Here is a 20,620-nt window from a genome sequence, read left to right as displayed (position 1 = left end):
AAAGGGTCGTCCTGTCGCCGAATTCAGATGCCCCGGCCGCGCCAGAACGCCTTCCCTTTGCGGCAAAAAAGCTTAGAACGCTTCTATGCTAGCGGCCCGCCAGGGCTCCAAAACCCCGAGATTCGCCCCATGAACGTTCCCACCGCCTTCCCCGACCAGTCCAAGCCCGTTCCGCCCTACAAGCACACCCCGCTGTTCCCGCTGGGCAAGGACGAGACGCCCTACAAGAAGATTTCGTCCGAGGGCGTCAGGGTCGAGAAGGTCCTCGGCAAGGACATGCTGGTGGTGTCGCGCGAGGCGCTGAAGACGCTGTCGGAGGCGGCTTTTGGCGACATCAACCATTATCTGCGCCCCGGCCATCTGAAGCAGCTCCGCTCGATCCTGGAGGACGGTGAGGCGAGCCCGAACGACAAGTTCGTCGCGCTGGACTTCTTGAAGAACGCCAACATCGCCGCCGGCGGCGTGCTGCCGATGTGCCAGGACACCGGCACTGCGATCATCATGGGCAAGAAGGGCTGCAACGTCATCACCGACGGTGACGACGAGGCGGCGCTATCGGAAGGCGCGCGCGACGCTTACTTGCGCCGCAATCTGCGCTACTCGCAGGTCGCACCGCTCTCCATGTACGAGGAGAAGAACACCGCCAACAACATGCCGGCGCAGTGCGAGATCTACGCCGAGGGTGACGACGCCTACAAGTTCATGTTCATGGCGAAGGGCGGCGGCTCCGCCAACAAGAGTTTTCTGTTCCAGGCGACGCCGTCCGTCCTGACCAAGGACCGGCTGCTCGCGTTCCTGAAGGAGAAGATCCTCACCCTCGGCACCGCGGCGTGTCCGCCCTATCACCTCGCCATCGTGATCGGCGGCACTTCGGCCGAGCTCTGCATGAAGACGGTGAAGCTCGCCTCCGCCCGCTATCTCGATGCGCTGCCGACCCACGGCTCGCCCGACGGCAACGCCTTCCGCGATGTCGAGATGGAGAAGGAAATCCACAAGATGACGCAGTCGCTCGGCGTCGGCGCGCAGTTCGGCGGAAAATATTTCTGCCACGACGTGCGCGTGATCCGCATGCCGCGCCACGGCGCTTCGCTCCCGATCGGGCTTGGCGTGTCCTGCTCGGCCGACCGCCAGGTGCTCGGCAAGATCACCAAGGACGGCGTCTATCTCGAGGAGCTCGAGCACAACCCGGCGCAGTACCTGCCTCAGGTCGAAGAGGCGCTCGGCGGCGAGGTCGTCAAGATCGACCTCAACCAGCCAATGAAGGATATCCTTGCGACGTTCTCGAAGCACCCGATCAAGACGCGGGTCTCGATGACCGGCACCATGATTGTTGCGCGCGATAGCGCGCACGCCAAGCTGCGTGAGCGGCTGGAGAAGGGCGAGCCGCTGCCGGATTACTTCAAGAACCACCCGGTCTATTACGCTGGTCCCGCCAAGACGCCCGAGGGCTATGCCTCCGGCGCGTTCGGTCCGACCACCGCGGGCCGCATGGATTCCTTCGTCGACCTGTTCCAGGCTGCCGGCGGCTCGATGGTGATGGTGGCCAAGGGCAACCGCGCGCCGGCCGTGCGCGAGGCTTGCAAGAAATACGGCGGCTTCTATCTCGGCTCGATCGGCGGCGCTGCGGCGAACCTCGCCGAGCACTGCATCAAGAAGGTCGAGGTGCTCGAATATCCCGAGCTCGGCATGGAAGCGATCTGGCGCATCGAAGTCGTCGACTTCCCTGCGTTCATCATCATCGACGACAAGGGGAATGACTTCTTCAAGGAGTTGAATTTGGGCTAGCTCTGGAGGCGATCGCCTTTGAAGCGGTCGCTCCGCGGCGCATCCTTCGAGACGCCCGCCGTTGGCGGGCCCTCAGGATGAGGGCAGAGTACGCGGTTGTGGTTTCTGGCGCCGCCGACCTAGCTCAGCCTCATCCAAGGAGACCGCGGAGCGGTCGTCTCGAAGGACGAGGCGCTTGCTCAGCCGTAGCCCAGGAAGCATTTGCGATTGCCTTGCCGCTTGCGGGGCGAGGTGATCAGACAGCTAACTGCAATTCGTGACCTGGTTGGAGCACAGCGAACGCCACCAGCCACGCACGCCGTCGTGGCTCTCGACGAGGCCCCAGAAGCCGCTGCAGGCCAATAGGCGCTTTGGTCCGCCATCGCCGTCGATCGGGCCGCCGAGCTCGTGCTGGGCGGGCATCCATTTGGCATCGACGAATGGCGCCTGGAATAGCCCGCCCGCGCGTGTGTAGCCATTGGCGTAATTCGCGCCGACCTTGTTGGAAGCGACCCAGCCGCGCCCCGCGTAGGGCTTTGGCGCGCTGCGTGGGTATCGCTTGTCGTCCTCGTAATCCTTGCCCGGCGGCTTGGCGCCCTCGATCAGGAACCAGCCGTCCCTGAAGCCGATGATCCGGAATTCGGTGAGCCAGCCGCCGTCAGGCGTGTTCTCGGCGCCGCCGAGCTTGAGCCGGTAGGGCGGCGGCAGCGTGCCGAGCACGCGCGCTTTCACGGAGGGTTCAGCGCGCACATTGAGGCCGTTCGGATCCTTGTCGATGGACCAGGCGCCGAGATCGCAGGGCTCGGTGCCTTCGGGCAGGCTTGCGCGTTTCGCGGCAAGTTCGGCGTGCAGCTTCGCGAAATCGTTGTCGTCGTTGTCTGGGTCAGGCCCGCTGCGCGGCTTCAACTCGGCCGAGACCGCGCGCGTCGCATCCGCGGTCAGCGTGACGACGAGAGCCTGGCGCGCGGCGAACACGCTCGCCGGTGTCTTCGGATCGTTCGACGTCGCCGGATAGACCGCGAGATATCCGGTCGCACCTTCGGTGCGATAGGCGAGGCCTGCAACATAGCCTGCCGGCACCATGGCGAGCGCGCTTGCGCGCCACGCCGGTTCGGTGTCATTCGCGCGCGCTGCCTGTGTCGCGACACACAGGATCGTCGCCGCGATGAGACGGAGCGCACGCATGGATGCCGCGCGGTCTTTACGTCCGCGCGCCCGTGAACGGGAAGCTGCCCATCGGGCCGATGCCCATTTCGCCGTTGATGCTGTCGCCGGAGACCGTGCCGGCGAATTCGAGCGTGAGCGGCATCGGGTTGGTGATCGAAACCTTCCAGGAGACGTTGTCGCCAGAGACGGTGCCGTCGAAGATCTCGGCGGTATTACCGTCCGCGCCCTGCGTGCCCGTGAGCGTGCCGCCTGCAGCCTTCACGCTCAGCGTCGCCTGGCGCTCGCCCATCGGCGTCGTCATCGTCAGATTCCAGTTGCCGTCTACGGCCATTCCCGTCTCCCCAACAAATCCCCGGCGGGCCGCGACGATCCGCGGCCCGTCCACAGCGAGCCTATAGCCCAACTCGCAGCTCCTGCCTAACGCTCCGATAGGGCATTTAGGCGCGGGCGGCGGCGCGGCGGCGGCTCGTGACGATGAGCCTGAGAACCACATACTGCACGGCAAAGGCCAGGATCTTGGCGCCGCCCGCGACCACCGTGATGTAGAACGCCCACAGCTTCAGATCGCCTGTGGCGGCGACCGCGATCATGCCGGCGCCGATCACGAACATCAGCGCGGCCCAGGCATAACCAGCAGCGGTCACATATTCCGGAACGGTCTCGGTGACGATCGGCGGCATGTAGCGCAGCATCCAGCCGCGCTTGAGCATGATGGCGCCAATCGCGAAATGCGCGATCGAGGGCTTTGCCAGCATGAAGCGGGGATCGTTGGTCAGCAGCGTCACCGTGCCCAGCACGATGACGAGCGCGAGGCTCGCATAGGTCATGTAGTTGAGCTGCTGCCCCTTCACCCGGGCGTAGATCACCTGCGCGATCGCGCCGGCAATCGCCACCGACGTTGCCAGCACGACGTTGTCGGTGATGAGGTAGACGGCCAGGAAGACGATGGCGGAGAGGAAGTCGGAGGCGAGGCGGGCGAATACGTCCTTCATCGTCGATCCTGTTCAGCGGGCGTCGGGAAGAGCGCGGGCGGGCGTACCGTACTTGATCTGGCGATACTCGGGATACCATTTTGTGAAGTAGATCGCGCTGTTGCGGGCGGCGAAGGCGACCGCAAGGCTCGACCAGAGCGGCAGGCCGGGGACGTAAAGCAGCACGAGATTGGCGGCCGCCATCAGCAGCGCGGCGGCTGTCCACGCGCTGGTGATGACGTAATTGGCCGTGAGAAAGCCGGGCATTGCCGCGGTCTCGGCCGGGACGGATTCGAGCGCATATTGCAGCGTGAAGGGGCGGCGGAGCAGCATCGAGCCGAGCGAGATGACGAAGATGCCGATGTCGACCGACAGCTTGACGCCGAGCGGGCCGAAGGCGGGGTCGATCAGCGCAAGGTAAAGGCCGATCGCGGCGAACACGATTGCGGAGCCCGCGGCCAGGACCTTCACCGAGCGGCCGCGCGCGACATCGACCGCGACGGTGGCGAGGCAGATCGCGGAGGCCGTGAACACGCTGACCGCGGCCGATGTCACCAGCATGAGGAAGGTGAAAGCGCCGTAGGGCGCGAGGATCAGGAAAATCGCCATGGTCGCCTCGGTCAGGCAAATCTTTACGATGTAAAGATCAATAGTGCGGCGGCGATGCCGGGTCAAGCGAAATCTTTACAGTGTCAAAATGACGTAGGCGACCTCTAAAAGGTGAAGGGCTGCAACGGCTTGGTCTGATGCCTCCTCGGCCAATTCCGCCCAGGGCAGGCGCGACAGGAGCGGCAGCGTGGCGGCGATCAAGAGGCCGAGGCAGAGCAGGATGCCGCCGTTGAAGACGGTATGGCGGCTCCGCCGCAACCGGATCATCTGCAATGCGAGCGCGGTGCCGGTCAGGGCAAGGAGGGCAAGGCAAGCTGCGGTGAGCGAGGGCATGTGCATGGGAGACCTCTCTGCATTCGCGATGTCACTCCGGGGTGCGCTACGCCGCGCCCACCCAATTGCCGTGGAAGCCGTCCGGCACGCGGTGGCCGAGCTGCACCAATGCGGCGGGGCCGGCTTCGATGTCGGTGGCATTGAACACGGCGAGGTCGCTGCGGTTCTCGCGCGCGCGCCAGACCACCGCGAGCAGCCAGCCGTCCCCCTCGGGGGCATCCTTTGATCGCTCGACGAAGACAGGTTCGGAGATGGTGTCGCCGGCCGGCAGCAGATAATGCCCGAGCCGCCTGCCGTTGCCGTCGACATGGACGATGCCGGACAGCGCGCCGAACATCGGCAGTCTTGGATTGGCGCAGGCGTACCAGCCGTGACGGCTCTTTAGCCCGGCGCGGCGATCGTCGATGCGCGGGAATTCGCCGGTGAGGTCGTCCAGGTAGGTCTGCTGAAAGCGGTCGGTATTCCCCGAGAGATCGAACGTCCAGCGGCAATGGCGGGCGCGCGATTTCTCCGGATCGGTCGGCCGGCCGTCGGGATGCGGAAACAGCGGCGCCTCCTCGAACTGCATGACGTGGGCGACGATGCGGTCTCCGTCCTCCCACGCATTCATGACGTGGAAGACGTAGCAGGCCTCGCTGCGAAACCAGACGATGTCCTTCGCGGTGCCGTTGCGCTTCATCACGCCGACATAGGCGCCCTTGTCCGGCTCCCAGGCATAGGGCGGCCGTCCGCTCATCGCGCGCTCCATGCTGCCGGTGATGGGCAGGATCGGAAACAGCACATGGTTCGCGGTGACGATGAAGTCGTGCACCATGCTGGCATAGGGCGCCTCGAAGCGCTCGAAGCGCGTCGCCTTGCCGGAGGCGTCGATCGATCCGTACGAGAGGGCAGGCGTCAGCGGCCCCGCAGCGTTGTAGCCGAAGAACACCAGTTCGCCCGTGACGGGATCGACCTTTGGATGCGCCGTGAAACTGCCGGCGACGCGGCCCTGGTAGTTGTGATAGCCGCACGTGGCCAGCGTGCCCGGCTCGATCTCGGTCGGCGGATGCGCTTCTTCCAGCGCCAGCAGCTTGCCGGCGTGGAAGATGATGTTCGTGTTGGCGACGCCGCCGTCGGTGAGGTTTGCCGGCGCATCCGGCAGCTTGCGGCCGAAGCCGCCGAACAGCGCGCGGCCGGCGTCGTGCTCGGCCAGCCATTTCGGCGTGCGGACCCAGCGGTTGCGGTAGCTGGCGCGGCCGTTCTCGAGATGGAAGGCGTGCAGCATGCCGTCGCCGACGAACCAATGCGCGCCGGGAGAATCGAACTGCGGATTGGGGCCGTTGCGATAGAGCGTGCCGTTCAGCTCGCGCGGCAATTCGCCGACGATTTTCAGATGGGGCGCGTCGGCTTCGAACGGGATCGGCGCGATATTGTTGCGGCGCTCGGTGACGGCGTCGTGCTGCACGGCATATCCCTCCCTATCTTTACATCGTAAAGATCGAATGGGGCCAATCGCGGCGTCCGTCAAGTGAAATCTTTACACTGTCAATATTGCGTCATATAGCTTGTAAATGGCCAAGTCCGACACCAAGAGCGAAACGGCGCGGAGTTCGCGTGCCCCCGGAAAAATGACATCGACCGCGGCATCGCGCACCTCGCGCCGCGCGACGAGTGCGAAGGCCGAGGCGCCGTATCATCACGGTGCCCTGCGCGAAGCGCTGCTCCAGGCCGCCGAACGGGTGCTCGAGCGCGACGGGCTCGCCGGCCTGACCTTGCGCGCGGTGGCGCGCGAGGCGGGTGTCTCGCATGCCGCGCCGACGCACCATTTCGGCGATCTCACCGGTCTTCTCAGCGAGCTTGCGGCCGTCGGCTTCCGCCAGTTCAATGCGGCGATGGCCTCGGCCTGCGATGCCGCCCCCACGCCGCTTGCGCGCGCATTGGCACGGCCGAAGGCCTACGTGGCCTATGCACAGGCTCATCCCGGCATGTACGGAATCATGTTTCGCACCGAGCGGCTCGATTATTCCCGTCCCTCCCTGCACGAGGCGGCGGAGGCTTCTTTTGCCGGGCTCGCCAACGCCATCGGCGCGATGCGGCAGGAGCAGATCAGCGGCGATGCGTTGACGCTGGAGCAGGGCGCCGCCATTGCGCGCGCCTGGTCGATGGTGCACGGCTTCACCACGCTGCTGCTCGACGGGCGGCTGAAGGATATCCTGGAGCGGCTGCCCGAGGGAACGACGGCCGAGCGGCTGCTCGAGTCGATGCTGACGGCGCCTATCACCACGAAACTTCCCGTGTAGCGGCTGTTCGGCGCTTTAGCGCATCGTCGCGAGCTCGCTGGGCTTGCCGGCAGCTCTTCGGCGCCGTCGAGCTATAGGTGGTGCCCACGGATTGAGCGTTCGCGCCATCGAGGACGGTGCTCGTCAGCAACATCGCGAGGCACGCGGAGGTGATGCGGATCGTCACGAGACCTCGAATGCAGTGGGAACTCCGTACCATCTGGCGTCTTTCATTGTGGGCAAGGTTCAAACAGGCCCGCGAGAGACCTGACAGCGGCGCGGAATCGTTCTAGAAGAGCGGCTTCGCCTGAAGCTCATGCGGCCTCGTACGCGTCCTCGTTCTCCTGATCATGCCAGCCACATCGTCGAACAAACCCTATCGCGTCGGCCGCTCCAAGACCGGGCTCGGCCTCTTTGCCACCAAACCGATCAAGAAGGGAACCCGGATCATCCGTTATTACGGACCGATCCTGGACTCGCGAATCCCCGAGCAGGACGAGATCGAGAACAAATATCTGTTCGAGCTCAACGGCCGCTGGACCATCGACGGCTCGGTGCGCAAGAATCTGGCGCGCTACATCAACCATTCCTGCCGGCCCAATGCGGAATCGGACGTCCGCCCGCGCGAACGCAAGGTCTTCATCCGCGCCATCAAGAACATCGAGCCGGGCGACGAGATCAACTACGATTACGGCACCGACTATTTCAAAGCCTATCTGAAGCCGATCGGCTGCAAGTGCGTTTCCTGCGAGGCCAAGCGCAAGAAGCTGCGTGCCGAGGAGCGGGCCGAGCGTGCCAAGGTGAAGGCGCGCACGGAAGTCAAGGCGGCCAAGAAGGCGCCCACAAAGGCGGCCAAAAAGAAGAAGCTCAACGGCCACGCCCTCGGCAAGGTCAACGGCCGCGCGCGGGCGTAGCCGTTAACCGCGGTGTCATGCCCCGCGAAAGCGGGGCATCCAGTACGCCGCGGCTTCTCCGCATCCCTCAACGTCTCTGGAATACTGGGTCGCCCGGCTAAACCGGGCGACGACAGCAGCGGCTGTGGCTTCACGCGGCGACCACACCCGCACTCTTCCGCAATCCCCAAAATTGCAGCTCGGCAAACACGCCCGTGGCGATTGCCTGCGCGACGACCATCAGCTCGCCGGCGAGGTTCGGCGACACCGCGCCCGAGAACAGCAGTGCGATGCTGCCGACCGTCCAGGCCGCATTGCCGATCACCACCAGCAGCACGAGCGGCTTCGCCACCGTGGCCCGCGAGGCTAGCCAGCCGACCAGGGCGGTGTAGGCGATCAGGAACAGGCCGGTCTCGCGCAGCAGCGCTTCGGGCAGGTTGAACATCGCTGCGAACGCGCCTGCGCCGAAGCTGAAGCCGAGAGCGGCAACGCCGCTGAAGACGGCGTCGGCGAGCAGGGCGCGGCGCAGGAAGGTGGATGCATCGATCATCTTAGGTCTCCTTGGTTGGGGTGGGCGCGGGGTGAAACTCAGTGCAGTCCGCGCCACCAGGCGCGGAGCAGGCGGGCGAGACGGAACGGGCAGAGGCTTTTGCCGACGCCGTGCTCGAAGGCGATGACCTGCGCGAGCACGTAATCGCCGGTCGAGTGCACCAGCGGCTCGGGCATGTTGAGGCTGCGCGCGAGCATCCGAGTTGCGAATGCCATGGCCCAGGGCACAACGTGGTCTGCGACGGTCCGGTAGAGCAGCAGCGCGATCATGGTCATCTCCTGTTGCGGCCGAAGATGCGCGCGCCTGCGCCCCAATTCGATTACCTCGCGGGTAATGGAAGGGCCGAAATCCGCATGCTAGGTTTCTGGTCATGAACGCACATGCATCCACGGCACAGGCCGAACGCAGCCAGCCGGTCCATATCGGCGACCATTTGCGCGAGTGGCGGCAGCGCCGCCGCATGAGCCAGCTCGATCTTGCCGGCGAAGCCGAGATCTCGGCGCGGCACTTGAGCTTCGTCGAGACCGGCCGCGCCGCGCCCTCGCGCGACATGGTGCTGCGGCTCGCCGAGCGTCTCGACGTGCCCTTGCGCGAACGCAATGTGCTGCTGGTCGCGGCCGGTTTCGCGCCGGCGTTCCCGCAGCGCCCGTTGGAGGACCCCGCCTTGAAATCAGCCCGCCAGGCGATCGACCTCGTGCTCAAAGCACACGAGCCCAATCCGGCGCTCGCAGTGGACCGGCACTGGAACCTGGTCTCGGCCAACCGCATGGTGGCGCCGCTGCTCGAGGGCATCCCGCAGCGGCTGCTCGGCCAGCCCTTCAACGTGCTGAAGCTCGCGTTCCATCCGGAAGCCCTGGCGCCGCGCACCGTCAATCTCGCGGAATGGTGCGGGCATCTCTTGGAGCGGCTGCACCGTCAATGCGAGGCGACGGCCGATCCGGAGCTGATCAAGCTCTACAACGACCTCAAGAGCTATCCCATCCCGGCGCGTTCGGCGCCGCTGTCGAGCGACAATGTCGCGATCCCCTTCAAGCTGCGGCATGGCGGGGAGACCCTAAGCTTCTTCTCCACCACCATGGTGTTCGGCACGCCCGTCGACATCACGCTGTCGGAGCTGGCGCTGGAGACGTTCTTCCCGGCGGACGAGCGTACCGCCGAACGGTTGAGGCAGATGGCGGCCGGGCTGCGGTAGCGCCGTTTACAGGTGAGCGCGGCGCTCGCATAATCCGCCGATGGACACACGCGCGTTCCGGCGATTGCGGCCGGCCAATCCCGTCGGTGATCTCCTGCGTGGCTGGCGCACGCGCCGCGCCTTGAGCCAGGCGGAGCTGGCGTTCGAGGCCGGCATCTCGGTCAAGCACCTGAGCTACGTCGAGACCGGCAAAGCGGCGGCAAGCCGGGACATCCTGCTGCAGCTCGCGTCCGCGCTCGACCTGTCGCTGCGTGATCGCAATGCGCTGCTCGAGGCCGGCGGCTTTGCGCGGCAATATGGCGAGCGCGATCTGTCTGCGCCGGAGCTTGCCGATGCACGCCGCGCCGTCGATCTTCTGCTCAGCCGCCACGAGCCGTTCCCCGCGATCGTCACCGACCGGCGCTGGAACGTGATGCAGGCCAATCGCGCCGCCTCGCGCCTGATGACCATGCTGCTTGGCCCTGCGCGCATGCAGCGGCCGTTCAATCACATGCGCATGTTCCTCGCGCCGAACGAGCTCAAGCCGTTCGTCGAGAACTGGCCGACCGTTGCAGCCGCGCTGCTGGCGCGGGCGCGGCATGAGGCGATGGCCGCGCCGCTCGACGAGGCCCTGCAATCGACCTGGCGCGAATTGATGCGGCTGCCGGAGCTTCCTGCGCCTGCGACCGAGGACAATTCCGTGCCGGGGCCGCTCTGCGAGGTGCGCCTGCGCAAGGGTGACGTCGGCATCGGCCTGATCGGTGCAGTGCTGACGCTCGGCACACCGCAGGACGTGACACTGCAGGAGCTTCGCGTCGAGATGTTCATGCCTGCCGATGCCGCGTCCGAGACTATCCTGACCGCGCTTGCGGCTCAGGACGCCTGAGCCTGCACGGCTTCGCGCCGCTCGAAGCTCATGGCCTGCATCACCTCCGCGAACGGTCCCTTGAGGTCGCTCAGCGTCGCCGTGGTGAGGCCCGCGCCATGAGCGCCGACGCGCGTCGCGGCACGGATCAATATCCATTCGCCCTCCGGCGGACGGAAGAAATAGAGGCTGATCTCCGGGTTGATGAAGGTCCAGTCGCGCATGTCGACGATCTGCGCGACGCCGCTGGCGAAGTCCGCGGCCTGCACGGCCTGGAGCAGCGGCGTGTTTGGCTCGCGCTCGACCAGCGGCGCATCGAGCCGCATCCAGGCCGCGGCCGGGCCCGGCTTCTCCAGTGCGCCCTCGATCAGCCGCACCGAGACGTTCTGGAAATAGCGGCTCCATTTCTGCGCGAAGGCCGGCGGCGGGCTGCCGGCTTCGGGCCGCGTGTCGAGCGCCGTGGGCCCGGCGAAGGGATCGAGCGGCGACTCTGCGCTCGATGCCGTCAGCAGCGCCGTGCAGCGGCCGATCTCGGTCTCGCCGTCCATCAGCCGCACCTGCAAGGTCTTGGCCTTGCGGCCGTCGCGCAGCAGTTCGGTGTCGGTCCTGAACAGGCGCAGGCCTGCCGGCCGCCACAAATCGAAGGTCAGGCGCCGCACCGCAAAGCCGGATTCGGCCGCGAGCCGCGCGACGTCGCGGGTCATCAGTGCAGTGGTGGCGCTTCCCTGCAACATGTCCGGCGACCACGGACCGCCGGCATGCTCGGTTGCCCGGAATTGATGGCCTTCCGGCTTGAAAATGGCGGTCATCGCGGTCACCCCTTGGGCTGGATCGTGGCCGCAACTATCGTGGCGGGGGCGACCGGTCACAATAACCGCAGAGGTGAAGTCGTGAGCCATGCAGGACGGGTGCCTTGCGCAGCCCCCGGTTCGGCTTATCTTCCGACGGACCCTCGAAGTGCCCGAAGGAGGCGCCTGACATGAGCACGCTGAAACCGCTCCAGATCGACGTCGTCTCCGACGTGGTGTGCCCCTGGTGCTATATCGGCAAGCACAGGATCGAGAGCGCGCTGGCGCTGGTGCCGGACGTTCCGGTGAAGCTGAATTTCCGGCCCTTCTTCCTCAATCCCTGGGTGCCGCGCGAGGGTATCAGCCGCGAGGCTTATCTCACCCAGAAGTTCGGCTCGGTCGAGGCCTATAAGGGTATTGCGGGACGCGTCGTCGCAGCCGCGAGCGAGGAGGGCCTCGTCTACAAGCCCGAGCTGGTCGCGCGCCAGCCCAACACGACCGACTGCCATCGCCTCATCCTGTGGGCCGAAGCCATCGGCAAGGCGCCCGAGATGAAGCAGCGCCTGATGGAGCTGTACTTCCGCGACGGCGGCGATCTCACCGATGTGAACGTGCTGGTGCAGGCGGCGGCCGATGTCGGCCTCGACGCCGACGACGTGCGCAAGCGCCTTGCCACCGACGAGGACGTCGCGCGCGTTTCGGCGGATGCGCAGGAGGCCGCCGAGAAGGGCATCTCCGGCGTGCCGACCTACGTCTTCGCGCAGAAATACGCCGTGTCCGGCGCGCAGGATCCGAACCTGCTCGCCCGCGCCATCCGCCAGGTCTCCGAGGAGATCAACGCGCAGGCGGCGGAGTAGCTTCGCTTATTTGCGGAGGCGGCGGACCACGCGTCGCGCCGTCTCGTGCGCGGCGTTGAGGCCGGTTAGCGCTGCGTGAACGAGCGCCACCACCGGATCGTGCCGCCGCAGCGGGATCAGCACGTCGCCGATCGCGAAGCGTCCGCGCCAGATCGGGTTGATCATGGGATGGTCGGCGCTCGCCGTGGAATCCGCGCTGGCGATCGCGGGATCGGCGCAGAGATGGCGGGTGAGGTCGAGCGTGAGCTGCACGCCCGGCGAATATCTTGCAAAGCGTTCGTCGATGCCGAGCTTGAAGAAGAAGGCGCGGTCCTGGTGGCGCAGCACGATGCCGGCGGCGATCGGATTCGTGCCGGCACGAAGCGTGACGATCTCGCACTGCGCGGTCTCCGCCAGTGCCGGTACGGCGCGGCGGATGAAGGTCGCATCGCCCGCGTGTTGGACCAGCGCGGTGCCGCGTTTGCCCTTCCAGCCGCTGGCTTCAAGCTGCAGGAAATTTTCGAGCGCCGGCCGGATCTCGTCGGGGCTGCGCGCGACCTCGAACACGACGGGGCCGTGCTCTTCCAGGCGATGGCGCTGGCGGCGCAGCTCCTTGAGCTTCTTGGCGCCGAGCGCGTCGCGCAACAGCGTCTCGCCATCCTGCCTCGCATCGAGGCTGGCGCGAATGTAGGAGGAGAGGATTCTTGGCTTCAGGCCGTCGCGGCTCAGGACCTGATCGAGCGATGCCATCGCCGCGCCGTCGAGCGCGACGTCGTTCAACACGAGCGCATGGGCGCCGGCCTCGCGTGCCTGCTGCAACAGACGCCCGGCCGCCTCGATCGGCGCATCGCGGTCGATCAGCGGGCTGCACAGCGTGCCATAGGGATGTGCGCTCACCAGCGCGGGCAGGGGAACCTTCCAGGCACGCCAGAGCGAGATCACCGGCATCAGCCCGATCAGCCGCGCCGAAGCTCCGTCGAATGCGGGCAGCGCCGAGGCATCCGTGCGGCCACGTCCGGTTGCACTGACGGCCAGCTCCCAGGCGGGCAGGTAATATCCGTTCGGCTCGATCGCGCGCTGCGCGAGCGCGCGCCATTGGCCGGTGTCGAGCGCGATGAGTGGGACGAGCGCGCGCGACTTCGCGACATCTTTTGCCGATGCCGGATTGATCGCAGCCTGATGGGCGATGTCGACCACGTCCCGTCGTCCCCGTTCACGCGAGCTGAGCCCGTGTTACGGGTCATGCTTAGCGCAAAGATTGGAAAATACCGTTGGGACGCCGCTTCAATTCGAGTGGTAATATTAACGTCTCGTTGAGCATCGGAGCGTCGATTGTAGGGATGGATGGAGTAGGATTGCTTCCGAACTGGAGGATCACAATGATCGTGACACCTTTCACACCAATGGCCTCGCTCCTGGGCGGAGCACTGATCGGCCTCGCCGCCGTTCTGCTGATGTGGGCGACGGGGCGGATTGCCGGCGTCAGCGGCATCGCGGCGCGGCTGTTTCCGCCCTACGAGGACCGCGAATTCGCCGGGCGTCTCGCCTTTGTCGCCGGTCTCGTCGCCGCGCCCGTGCTGGTGCGGCTCGTCACCGGAGACCTGCCGGCTCAGACGATCGCGGCAGGGCCGGCTGTCCTGATCGTCGGCGGATTGCTCACCGGTTTTGGTTCGGTGTGGGGCAGTGGCTGCACTTCCGGCCACGGCGTTTGCGGCTTGTCGCGGCTGTCGGTGCGCTCGCTGGTCGCGACCATGACCTTCATGGCGGCCGGCATGGCGACCGTCTTCGTGATGCGTCACTGGAGCTGATGGCAATGGCAATTCTCGTTCAATTCGCGATCGGCCTGATCTTCGGCATCGGCCTCATCGTCTCCGGCATGTCGAACCCGGCCAAGGTGCTGAACTTCCTGGACGTCGGCGGCATTCCGGCAGGGACATGGGATGCGAGCCTCGCCTTCGTCATGGCGGGCGCGGTGGCCGTGACCTTCATCGGCTTCAGCCGCGTCCTCAAGCTCGCGCGTCCGTTCTTCGCGGATCGGTTTTATCTGCCGACACGACGAGACATCGATCCCAGGATCGTCGCAGGTCCCGCGATCTTCGGTATCGGCTGGGGACTGGCGGGCTTCTGCCCGGGGCCGGCGTTGACTGCGCTCGGATTTGGTTCGGTCTCGGCCGTCATCTTCGTTGCGGCGATGTGCGCCGGCATGGTGCTCGCCCGCTTCATTGCTCACCTGCCGTCATCGACGCGCTTCGTCACGCCGGCCGATCCGCTCGAAACCTGACGTCGGCATGCGAAAGCGGGACCGGGCGAGTTGTCTCGTCCGGTCCGCCACTGAAAACCTTCATCGATCACCAGCGGTCGTCGCCGACGCCCACACCGACGCTGACGCCAGGTGTGCGAATGCCGACGCCGGCGCGCGGGCCGTCATCCCAGTCGCGGCGATACGTCCGATGTTCGTAATAGCGGTCGCGCGGCATGTAGTTGTAGGAATCGCGCACGATGACACGCGAACCGCCGCGCGTGCGATAGCACCGGCCGGCGTCGTCGCAGACAAGTCGCACCTGCTGGACGAGATCCGGATTGGTGTATTCGCTGCTCGTGTAGATATCCGAAGCCTTCACGCCCGATGCGGCTGCCAAAGCACCAACGCCCGCCAATAGCGCAATAGTCAACGTCCTCATCATGTCCTCCTCCGAAACTGCCCTCGGCGGTAACAAGAAGGGGAGGCGGTGATCGTTCCCGCCCGCAATGCGGGTTTTTCCCGGAACCGCACCTCCGTTAACGGCGGATTGTTCCTAGATCGGCTCGTAAGTCTCGGTCCCGCAAATGTCGTCGGCTTCGGCGCGCCGGCGATCGACGACCTTTCCGCCATTGATGGTCACGATGTAGGTCTGTGCGCCGAGCGGCGTGCCGGTTGCGGAGGTGAGCTGCGCGCGGACGCAGGCGGTCCAGCCCGGTCCCCGCACCTCGTGATGGGGCGGGGCGACATGAATCTCACGTGGATAGGACGTGGCGAGAAACACCACGTCGATTTGCTCGCGCACCACGCGTTTGACGTCCGGGGGCGGCTCCGGCGGAAGCTGCTCGGCTTCCTTGATGCGCATGAACTCGGGCACCGGCGCCCGGCTGTCGGCAAAGCCGCAAGCACCGAGCGCGAGCGCGCCGGCCAGCAGCGCCGCATTGGCAATAATCCGCAACATCCGTGAAAGTCCCCTGCGGGCGAACAGATAGGCACGAATGCGATCCGGCGAAGTCCGCCCCGATCAAAATTTGCTGAAGGCGCGGAACCCGCAGCATTGCTATTACGGGATTGCAGGCTAGTTTGTACCCCACGCGAGGGGGATTGCATCAATGAAGATTTTGGTCATAGCGGCTGCGGTGCTGGCACTGGCGTGCGGCTCGGCCGAGGCGCAGGGGCGGCGCCAGCCCAATGACGGCCCCAAGCCGGCGGATAACAAGCCGAAGGTCGACGAGAAAGCCTACAAAGCCGCGCTCGAGCGCATTCCCGAGCCGAAGGAAAAGTACGATCCGTGGGGCGGGGCCCGCCCCAGCGAACCGGCCAAGAAGCCGAAATAGGGGGAGGCGGGCGTTTGCGGACCCGCCTGCGAATTCCGCCGGCGCTCGTTGCGCTCTTGCTGCTTGCGATGCCCCCCTGCGCCGCCTGGGAAAGCTGGGGCGGCGATGCCGGCGGCTCGCGCTTCTCGCCCTTGCGAGAGATCACGCCCGACAATGTCGGCCAACTCGTTCGCGCCTTCGAATATCACACCGGCGATCTCATTGCGCGCCCGCCCGAAGTGATGCGGCGAACCAAATTCCAGGCAACGCCGCTGTTCGTCGAGGACAGCCTGATCTTCTGCTCGCCCTTCAACGAGGTGATCGCGCTCGATCCCGGCACCGGCGCGCAGAAATGGCGCTTCGATCCGAAGATCGCGACCAATCAGCGTCCTGCCAATCGCTATGTCTGCCGCGGTGTCACGTACTGGGTCGATGACCACGCGCCCGCGAATGCCGCTTGCCGGTCGCGCATCTTCATGGGCACGAACGACGTCCGCCTGATTGCGCTCGATGCGAGGACCGGCATTCCCTGTGCCGGTTTCGGTAAGGGTGGCGAGATCAAGCTCGAGATCGGCATGCGGCTGGAATGGCCCGGCGAATTCCAGATCACCTCGCCGCCGGCGGTCGGACGCGGCGTCGTCGTGGTCGGCTCCTCGATCGGCGACAACAGCCGCGTCGATGCGCCGAGCGGCATGGTGCGCGCATTCGATGCGCGTAGCGGTGAGCCGCGCTGGACCTTCGAGCCGCTCAAGCGCGACGGCATCGAGGCCGGCCACGCCAATGTCTGGGCACCGATGTCGGTCGACGAGACGCGCGGGCTCGTGTTCTTGCCCACGACCTCGCCGTCGCCGGACTTTTGGGGCGGCAAACGACCGGGCAACAACGAGCATGCCAATTCGGTGGTTGCGCTGCGCATCGAGACCGGTGAACTCGTATGGGCGTTCCAGACCGTGCATCACGACGTCTGGGACTACGATCTGCCGGCGCAGCCGACGCTGACGCGTCTCGACACGGGTGACGGGCAGCGCGACGTCGTGATCCAGCCGACCAAGCAGGGTTTTGTCTTCGTGCTCGACCGTGACACCGGCAAGCCGGTGTGGCCGGTCGAGGAGCGCGCGGTGCCGCAAGGTGGCGCGGAAGGCGAGAAGCTGTCGCCGACGCAGCCGTTTCCGACCCACGTGCCGGCATTGACGTCACAGACGATCTCGACCGATGACGCGCTCTCGTTATTGCCCGGCTTGATGCGCTCGTCGTGCGAGCGGCAATTCGCAGCGGCGCGCAACGAGGGACTGTTCACGCCGCCTTCAGTGCAGGGCACATTGGAGTTTCCCTTCACCGGCGGCGGGGTCAACTGGGGCAGCGCGGCCTACGATCCGGTCCACCAGATCCTCTACGCCAACACCAGCCGTGCCGTTCATCTCATCAAGCTGATCCCGCGCGCGGAAGCCGCCGGCTTCAATCCGCCGCCCGGTCATGATTTCGGCAGGCAGCGCGGCGCGCCGTTCGCGATGTCGCGCGCGATGGTGACGTCGCCGCTCGGCTTTCTCTGCAACAAGCCGCCCTGGGGCGAGATGGTTGCGGTCGATCTGAAGGCGGGCAGGATTCTCTGGCGTTCGACGGTCGGCACCACCGAGGATCTGGCGCCGCTCGGCGTGCCACTGCCCTGGGGCGCGCCGCTCCTCAATGGACTCGCGGTCACCGCGGGCGGCCTCGTCTTCACCGGTGCGATGGATGCTTACTTGCGCGCCTTCGATGCGCGCAGTGGCAGGGAGCTGTGGCAGGGGCGGCTGCCGGTGCCGGGCGTCGCCAATCCCATGACCTATCTCTGGAAGGGCGAGCAATATGTCGCGATCGGCGCCGGCGGCCATTCCGAAGCCGGCACATCGATCGGCGACAGCGTCGTTGCGTTCCGCCTGGCGCGGCCGGGCGAGGCGCCTTCGCTCTGGTCGCGCACGATCGATCGTCCGGGCGGACGATTTCTTGCGGCGACGTCGGCGATCACGCTTGCGATCATCACGCTCGTGATGGTCGGACTGCGCTGGCGTCGCCGCCGTCGTAGCAGGCAATCATGATCGTGTTGTGCATGTGATGCGAACGCTCGTTCACATCGTGAGTGCTATTGCACGAAAGCGAGGCCGATGCGTTTGTCGCTGCGCCACACGGGGCGGCAATGCCGCACGAAATTGTCGCATGTGATCGAGAGTGTGAACGATTGCGGCAATGAAACGGGGCTCTCGAGCTCGATCGCCGCGCCGCCTGCCGACATGTTTCGCACCGTGCACGCGATGCCGCCATCTTCGAAGGTGATCGTTCCACCCTTGAAAACACGGTGACGCTGTGCTGCGCGCTTCTCGATCATCGGCATTAATCCATCGTGACGATTGTGAAATAGTGCATAGAAATTACGTTGAAATGAACTCAATACTGGCGCTACTTGCACAGCGCTTCAGACTTCGTTTACGACGTTGAAGCGGTGAGTCATGTCCCGCCGACTTTCCTCACGATCCTTTCCTTTAAGGCGTTACGCGCCGATGGAGATACTGATGAAGACCACGCTTTCGCTTCTGTTCGCCGCAGCGCTCTCGCTGACATCGATGCCCGCCCACGCCGTCAAGTGGGACCTCTCGACCATGACCTGCAAGCAATTCCTCGATAGCGGCGAAGACAACATCGCGGTCGTGCTGACCTGGATGGACGGCTGGTACAAGGGCGACGAAGACAACGCGATCATCGACACCGAGGTGTTCATCGAGAACGCCAAGAAGTTCGGTGCCTATTGCGGAAAGAATCCGACCGTCAGCGTCGTCACCGCGGCCGACGAGATCCTCGGCAAGTAATTATTGAAGCGTGCCGACCGAGACACGATCGCAATCGTGCCTCGGTCTGGCTTCGTCGTCATCGAGAGCCGCGCTGCGCCTTGCGCTCACGCGGCTCTCATATTTCGGATGAGCCTCAGCCCGGCAACATCGCGAACGCGCTCGACACCATCGCCACCGGCTTGTTGTCGACGGCGGAGAGCAGGGTGACGCGGCCGAAGCTCATGGTGCGTCCGAGCCGCACGACGCGCGCATCCGCCAGCACGTCCGAGGAGGAGGCCGCGCGCATGAAATGCGTGGTCTGGTCGACCGTGGTCATCGGACGGTAGCCGCGATTGGCGGCAAGGATGGCGATCACCATCGCGGTGTCGGCGAGGGCCATCAGCGCCTGGCCGCAGACCACTCCGCCGCTCCGGCAGAGCCGCTCCGAAAACGCCATGCGCAGCAGCGCGCTCGGCTGCCAGTCGGGCTCATCCGGCGGCGGCACGTGCTCGATGCGCTCGACCGAGAGATTGAGATCCTGTACCCAGGGCGCAAAGACCTCGCCGAGGATGCGTCGGGCATCATTGATGCCGAACTCGGCTTCTGGCTGCGATGGCATTGCTGTGGTTTCCTCCATGGTTGCCGGATGTTTCGGCCATTCTGCCCGCATCGGCGCGGCAAAGTCACCCGGCCGTGCCGGTCCCTTCGGCTTGAAAATGCCCGACTTGGCCCGATATGATGCCGTGGTTGGGTAACGGGTGGGCGATGTTGCGTCGGTATGTCCTCGTCTTTTGTCTGGTTGCGCTCGGTCTGGCGCTGAACGGGTGCACCAAGTGCGGCCCGATCTGGGACGACTGGCTGCACGCGCCGAAATCGTGCCGATCGTAGCGGTCCCTGCGGCCCCCCCCCAGCGGCCGCGCTGGGATGACGAGGCACGGCGAGCCGGGCCTTCATGAAATGATCTGAGGAGTCAAAGATGAAGCTTTTCCGTTTGGCCGCGGTGCTGGCCGTGCTGGCGGGACCGGCCTATGCGCAAATGCCCAATCTCAATTTGCTGCAGGACGGCCCGGGCAAGACCCCGGAGGAGAAGGCCGCGGAAGCCGAGCGTGACAAAGCCTACAAGGAAACGCTGAAGAAGATTCCGGACGCCAAGGCGTCCAACGATCCCTGGGGCGGCATGCGCTCCGATCCGCCGAAGCAGCCGGCGGCGCCGAAGGCGGCCGCCACCAGCGCGCCGAAGAAGAGCAAGACCGGCACAGCCGCGAACTGAGCCTTTGGCCGGGGGCGGCAGGCGCCTTCCGGCCGGGACTCCTCCTTGCCCCGCCACTCCCTACATTGAGCGCAGGTATTGCGTAGAGGAGGGCAATTCATGGCCGATCGTCCGCGGGATCTCGCCGAGCGGATGGCGCGCCGGCGCAAGGTCGGCGGCAGCACGCCGGGCGGGCGCGCCAGTGACGGCTATCTGCGCGAGACCTTCACGCTGCCGCGCGCGGCGGCGCGGGCGAGGGCGGAGGCCTTCTTCGCCCGCTATCCCAAGGCCGGCTATATGAGCGCGGTCGAGACCTGGCGCGAGCTGCCCGGCGGCGACATCGAATTCACCATGCGGCGGCTGCCCAGCGCTGATTGAGGGACCACGCCCTCGCGCCTAGTCGAGCGTCTCGGCAACGATGCGGATGCGGAACACCGGCTCCTTGGCCTCGTCGAGGAGCTCCATGTGCCATTCGGAATTTTCCTGGAGCTTGCGGGCGATCCCGGCAGCCATGTCGGCGCAGACGCTGGTCATCTCCTTCCAGGCGGAATCGCGATCGGAAAATTCCGTCGCTTGGTCCGCACAGCCGGAATAGCGGCCGTTGCGGATTCGGAAGAAATAAAGCGGCATGGCTGGCACCGGTCGCGCGTAAAGGTCCCGCCCCCAAGGCCATGGGCCGGCAGTGCAATCCCAAACCCCCGGCAGATCAATTCCGGACGTCTACGGAGGACATGCGGCTTCGGTCAGGGGATGTCGCGCTGCGCAAGGATGTCCGCGACACCGCCGCTCCGCCTCAGGCTGTCTCGGTCGGGC

At 65.7% G+C, this 20,620-nt stretch carries 28 protein-coding genes; 13 read left to right on the top strand and 15 right to left on the bottom strand.

The genetic code is table 11. The features are described from left to right. Nucleotides 1-129: 129 nt before the first annotated feature. Nucleotides 130-1,785, top strand: coding sequence for a fumarate hydratase (locus IQ16_RS25960; protein WP_018642796.1), 1,656 nt, complete (start codon nucleotides 130-132; stop codon nucleotides 1,783-1,785). 243 nt (nucleotides 1,786-2,028) lie between these two features. Here the strand turns inward: IQ16_RS25960 and IQ16_RS25955 are convergent, their stop codons facing one another. The 6 genes from IQ16_RS25955 to IQ16_RS25930 all read right to left on the bottom strand — a co-directional run bounded on the left by IQ16_RS25955 (nucleotide 2,029) and on the right by IQ16_RS25930 (nucleotide 6,288). After that, nucleotides 2,029-2,949 (bottom strand): hypothetical protein, encoded by a 921-nt coding sequence (locus IQ16_RS25955; protein ID WP_018642795.1) that lies wholly within the window; start codon nucleotides 2,947-2,949, stop codon nucleotides 2,029-2,031. Nucleotides 2,950-2,965: 16 nt separating this feature from the next. Then, nucleotides 2,966-3,262 carry a hypothetical protein gene (locus tag IQ16_RS25950; protein WP_018642794.1) on the bottom strand — a complete coding sequence of 99 codons (297 nt, stop codon included), beginning with the start codon at nucleotides 3,260-3,262 and terminating at the stop codon, nucleotides 2,966-2,968. A gap of 106 nt (nucleotides 3,263-3,368) precedes the next feature. Next, nucleotides 3,369-3,923 carry an inner membrane-spanning protein YciB gene (locus IQ16_RS25945; protein ID WP_018642793.1) on the bottom strand — a complete coding sequence of 185 codons (555 nt, stop codon included), beginning with the start codon at nucleotides 3,921-3,923 and terminating at the stop codon, nucleotides 3,369-3,371. 12 nt (nucleotides 3,924-3,935) lie between these two features. Beyond that, nucleotides 3,936-4,511: a hypothetical protein gene (locus tag IQ16_RS25940; protein WP_018642792.1), complete on the bottom strand. Its 576-nt coding sequence runs from the start codon at nucleotides 4,509-4,511 to the stop codon at nucleotides 3,936-3,938. A 75-nt stretch (nucleotides 4,512-4,586) separates the two neighbouring features. Further along, nucleotides 4,587-4,850: a hypothetical protein gene (locus IQ16_RS25935; protein ID WP_018642791.1), complete on the bottom strand. Its 264-nt coding sequence runs from the start codon at nucleotides 4,848-4,850 to the stop codon at nucleotides 4,587-4,589. 40 nt (nucleotides 4,851-4,890) lie between these two features. Beyond that, on the bottom strand, nucleotides 4,891-6,288 hold the full coding sequence (locus IQ16_RS25930) for a carotenoid oxygenase family protein (RefSeq protein WP_018642790.1): 1,398 nt from the start codon (nucleotides 6,286-6,288) through the stop codon (nucleotides 4,891-4,893). A gap of 106 nt (nucleotides 6,289-6,394) precedes the next feature. On the opposite strand from IQ16_RS25930, the gene IQ16_RS25925 reads away from it, so the two are divergent. Beyond that, nucleotides 6,395-7,123 carry a TetR/AcrR family transcriptional regulator gene (locus tag IQ16_RS25925; RefSeq protein WP_018642789.1) on the top strand — a complete coding sequence of 243 codons (729 nt, stop codon included), beginning with the start codon at nucleotides 6,395-6,397 and terminating at the stop codon, nucleotides 7,121-7,123. A gap of 329 nt (nucleotides 7,124-7,452) precedes the next feature. After that, the gene (locus IQ16_RS25920) at nucleotides 7,453-8,016 is read left to right on the top strand and encodes an SET domain-containing protein (RefSeq protein ID WP_018642788.1); all 564 of its coding nucleotides are present in this window, start codon (nucleotides 7,453-7,455) and stop codon (nucleotides 8,014-8,016) included. 130 nt (nucleotides 8,017-8,146) lie between these two features. Here the strand turns inward: IQ16_RS25920 and IQ16_RS25915 are convergent, their stop codons facing one another. Both IQ16_RS25915 and IQ16_RS25910 read right to left on the bottom strand, forming a co-directional pair. Next, nucleotides 8,147-8,545 (bottom strand): hypothetical protein, encoded by a 399-nt coding sequence (locus tag IQ16_RS25915; RefSeq protein WP_018642787.1) that lies wholly within the window; start codon nucleotides 8,543-8,545, stop codon nucleotides 8,147-8,149. 38 nt (nucleotides 8,546-8,583) lie between these two features. Next, nucleotides 8,584-8,814, bottom strand: coding sequence for a hypothetical protein (locus IQ16_RS25910; protein ID WP_208751644.1), 231 nt, complete (start codon nucleotides 8,812-8,814; stop codon nucleotides 8,584-8,586). A 101-nt stretch (nucleotides 8,815-8,915) separates the two neighbouring features. Here IQ16_RS25910 and IQ16_RS25905 point away from each other — a divergent pair, with 101 nt between their 5' ends. Continuing rightward, nucleotides 8,916-9,737, top strand: a complete 822-nt coding sequence (locus tag IQ16_RS25905) for a helix-turn-helix domain-containing protein (RefSeq protein ID WP_018642785.1) — start codon at nucleotides 8,916-8,918, stop codon at nucleotides 9,735-9,737. A 40-nt stretch (nucleotides 9,738-9,777) separates the two neighbouring features. Then, nucleotides 9,778-10,602, top strand: coding sequence for a helix-turn-helix domain-containing protein (locus IQ16_RS25900; protein ID WP_018642784.1), 825 nt, complete (start codon nucleotides 9,778-9,780; stop codon nucleotides 10,600-10,602). On the opposite strand, the gene IQ16_RS25895 is transcribed toward IQ16_RS25900, so the two are convergent. Further along, a complete protein-coding gene (locus IQ16_RS25895; RefSeq protein ID WP_018642783.1) occupies nucleotides 10,590-11,390 on the bottom strand; it encodes a thioesterase family protein in 801 nt (266 codons plus the stop codon). The two genes, IQ16_RS25900 and IQ16_RS25895, sit on opposite strands and share 13 nt — an antisense overlap. Before the next feature lie 170 nt (nucleotides 11,391-11,560). Between IQ16_RS25895 and IQ16_RS25890 the strand changes: the two genes are divergently transcribed. Then, entirely contained in the window at nucleotides 11,561-12,226 is a 666-nt protein-coding gene (locus IQ16_RS25890) for a DsbA family oxidoreductase (protein ID WP_018642782.1), read from the top strand. A 6-nt stretch (nucleotides 12,227-12,232) separates the two neighbouring features. On the opposite strand, the gene IQ16_RS25885 is transcribed toward IQ16_RS25890, so the two are convergent. After that, nucleotides 12,233-13,402, bottom strand: a complete 1,170-nt coding sequence (locus tag IQ16_RS25885) for a GNAT family N-acetyltransferase (RefSeq protein ID WP_018642781.1) — start codon at nucleotides 13,400-13,402, stop codon at nucleotides 12,233-12,235. Between the two features lie 182 nt (nucleotides 13,403-13,584). Here IQ16_RS25885 and IQ16_RS25880 point away from each other — a divergent pair, with 182 nt between their 5' ends. Next, a complete protein-coding gene (locus IQ16_RS25880; RefSeq protein WP_018642780.1) occupies nucleotides 13,585-14,013 on the top strand; it encodes a YeeE/YedE family protein in 429 nt (142 codons plus the stop codon). Between the two features lie 5 nt (nucleotides 14,014-14,018). Continuing rightward, nucleotides 14,019-14,486, top strand: coding sequence for a DUF6691 family protein (locus tag IQ16_RS25875; protein WP_018642779.1), 468 nt, complete (start codon nucleotides 14,019-14,021; stop codon nucleotides 14,484-14,486). A gap of 67 nt (nucleotides 14,487-14,553) precedes the next feature. On the opposite strand, the gene IQ16_RS25870 is transcribed toward IQ16_RS25875, so the two are convergent. Both IQ16_RS25870 and IQ16_RS25865 read right to left on the bottom strand, forming a co-directional pair. Then, entirely contained in the window at nucleotides 14,554-14,889 is a 336-nt protein-coding gene (locus IQ16_RS25870; protein WP_018642778.1) for a hypothetical protein, read from the bottom strand. A gap of 111 nt (nucleotides 14,890-15,000) precedes the next feature. Next, nucleotides 15,001-15,405, bottom strand: a complete 405-nt coding sequence (locus IQ16_RS25865; protein WP_026311960.1) for a hypothetical protein — start codon at nucleotides 15,403-15,405, stop codon at nucleotides 15,001-15,003. 151 nt (nucleotides 15,406-15,556) lie between these two features. Between IQ16_RS25865 and IQ16_RS25860 the strand changes: the two genes are divergently transcribed. Next, complete coding sequence (locus tag IQ16_RS25860; protein WP_018642777.1) at nucleotides 15,557-15,781, top strand: hypothetical protein; 225 nt, start codon at nucleotides 15,557-15,559, stop codon at nucleotides 15,779-15,781. 68 nt (nucleotides 15,782-15,849) lie between these two features. After that, nucleotides 15,850-17,832, top strand: coding sequence for a pyrroloquinoline quinone-dependent dehydrogenase (locus IQ16_RS25855; RefSeq protein WP_051122975.1), 1,983 nt, complete (start codon nucleotides 15,850-15,852; stop codon nucleotides 17,830-17,832). Nucleotides 17,833-17,876: 44 nt separating this feature from the next. Here IQ16_RS25855 and IQ16_RS25850 read toward each other — a convergent pair whose 3' ends face one another. Next, nucleotides 17,877-18,119 carry a PilZ domain-containing protein gene (locus IQ16_RS25850; protein ID WP_026311958.1) on the bottom strand — a complete coding sequence of 81 codons (243 nt, stop codon included), beginning with the start codon at nucleotides 18,117-18,119 and terminating at the stop codon, nucleotides 17,877-17,879. Nucleotides 18,120-18,303: 184 nt separating this feature from the next. On the opposite strand from IQ16_RS25850, the gene IQ16_RS25845 reads away from it, so the two are divergent. Next, a complete protein-coding gene (locus IQ16_RS25845; protein WP_026311957.1) occupies nucleotides 18,304-18,597 on the top strand; it encodes an HdeA family protein in 294 nt (97 codons plus the stop codon). A gap of 115 nt (nucleotides 18,598-18,712) precedes the next feature. On the opposite strand, the gene IQ16_RS25840 is transcribed toward IQ16_RS25845, so the two are convergent. Then, the gene (locus IQ16_RS25840) at nucleotides 18,713-19,177 is read right to left on the bottom strand and encodes a PaaI family thioesterase (protein ID WP_026311956.1); all 465 of its coding nucleotides are present in this window, start codon (nucleotides 19,175-19,177) and stop codon (nucleotides 18,713-18,715) included. A 357-nt stretch (nucleotides 19,178-19,534) separates the two neighbouring features. Between IQ16_RS25840 and IQ16_RS25830 the strand changes: the two genes are divergently transcribed. Together IQ16_RS25830 and IQ16_RS25825 are read left to right on the top strand one after the other, a co-directional pair. Next, complete coding sequence (locus IQ16_RS25830; RefSeq protein ID WP_018642772.1) at nucleotides 19,535-19,828, top strand: hypothetical protein; 294 nt, start codon at nucleotides 19,535-19,537, stop codon at nucleotides 19,826-19,828. A 99-nt stretch (nucleotides 19,829-19,927) separates the two neighbouring features. Further along, complete coding sequence (locus IQ16_RS25825; protein WP_026311955.1) at nucleotides 19,928-20,185, top strand: hypothetical protein; 258 nt, start codon at nucleotides 19,928-19,930, stop codon at nucleotides 20,183-20,185. An 18-nt stretch (nucleotides 20,186-20,203) separates the two neighbouring features. On the opposite strand, the gene IQ16_RS25820 is transcribed toward IQ16_RS25825, so the two are convergent. Beyond that, nucleotides 20,204-20,437 carry a DUF6894 family protein gene (locus IQ16_RS25820; protein ID WP_018642771.1) on the bottom strand — a complete coding sequence of 78 codons (234 nt, stop codon included), beginning with the start codon at nucleotides 20,435-20,437 and terminating at the stop codon, nucleotides 20,204-20,206. Nucleotides 20,438-20,620: the final 183 nt, after the last annotated feature.

Origin of the sequence: Bradyrhizobium huanghuaihaiense, from assembly GCF_007830635.1 — a bacterium.
Lineage (GTDB): Bacteria > Pseudomonadota > Alphaproteobacteria > Rhizobiales > Xanthobacteraceae > Bradyrhizobium > Bradyrhizobium huanghuaihaiense.
Note: the sequence above shows the minus strand (reverse complement) of the source record. Positions and strands in the feature narration are given on the sequence as shown.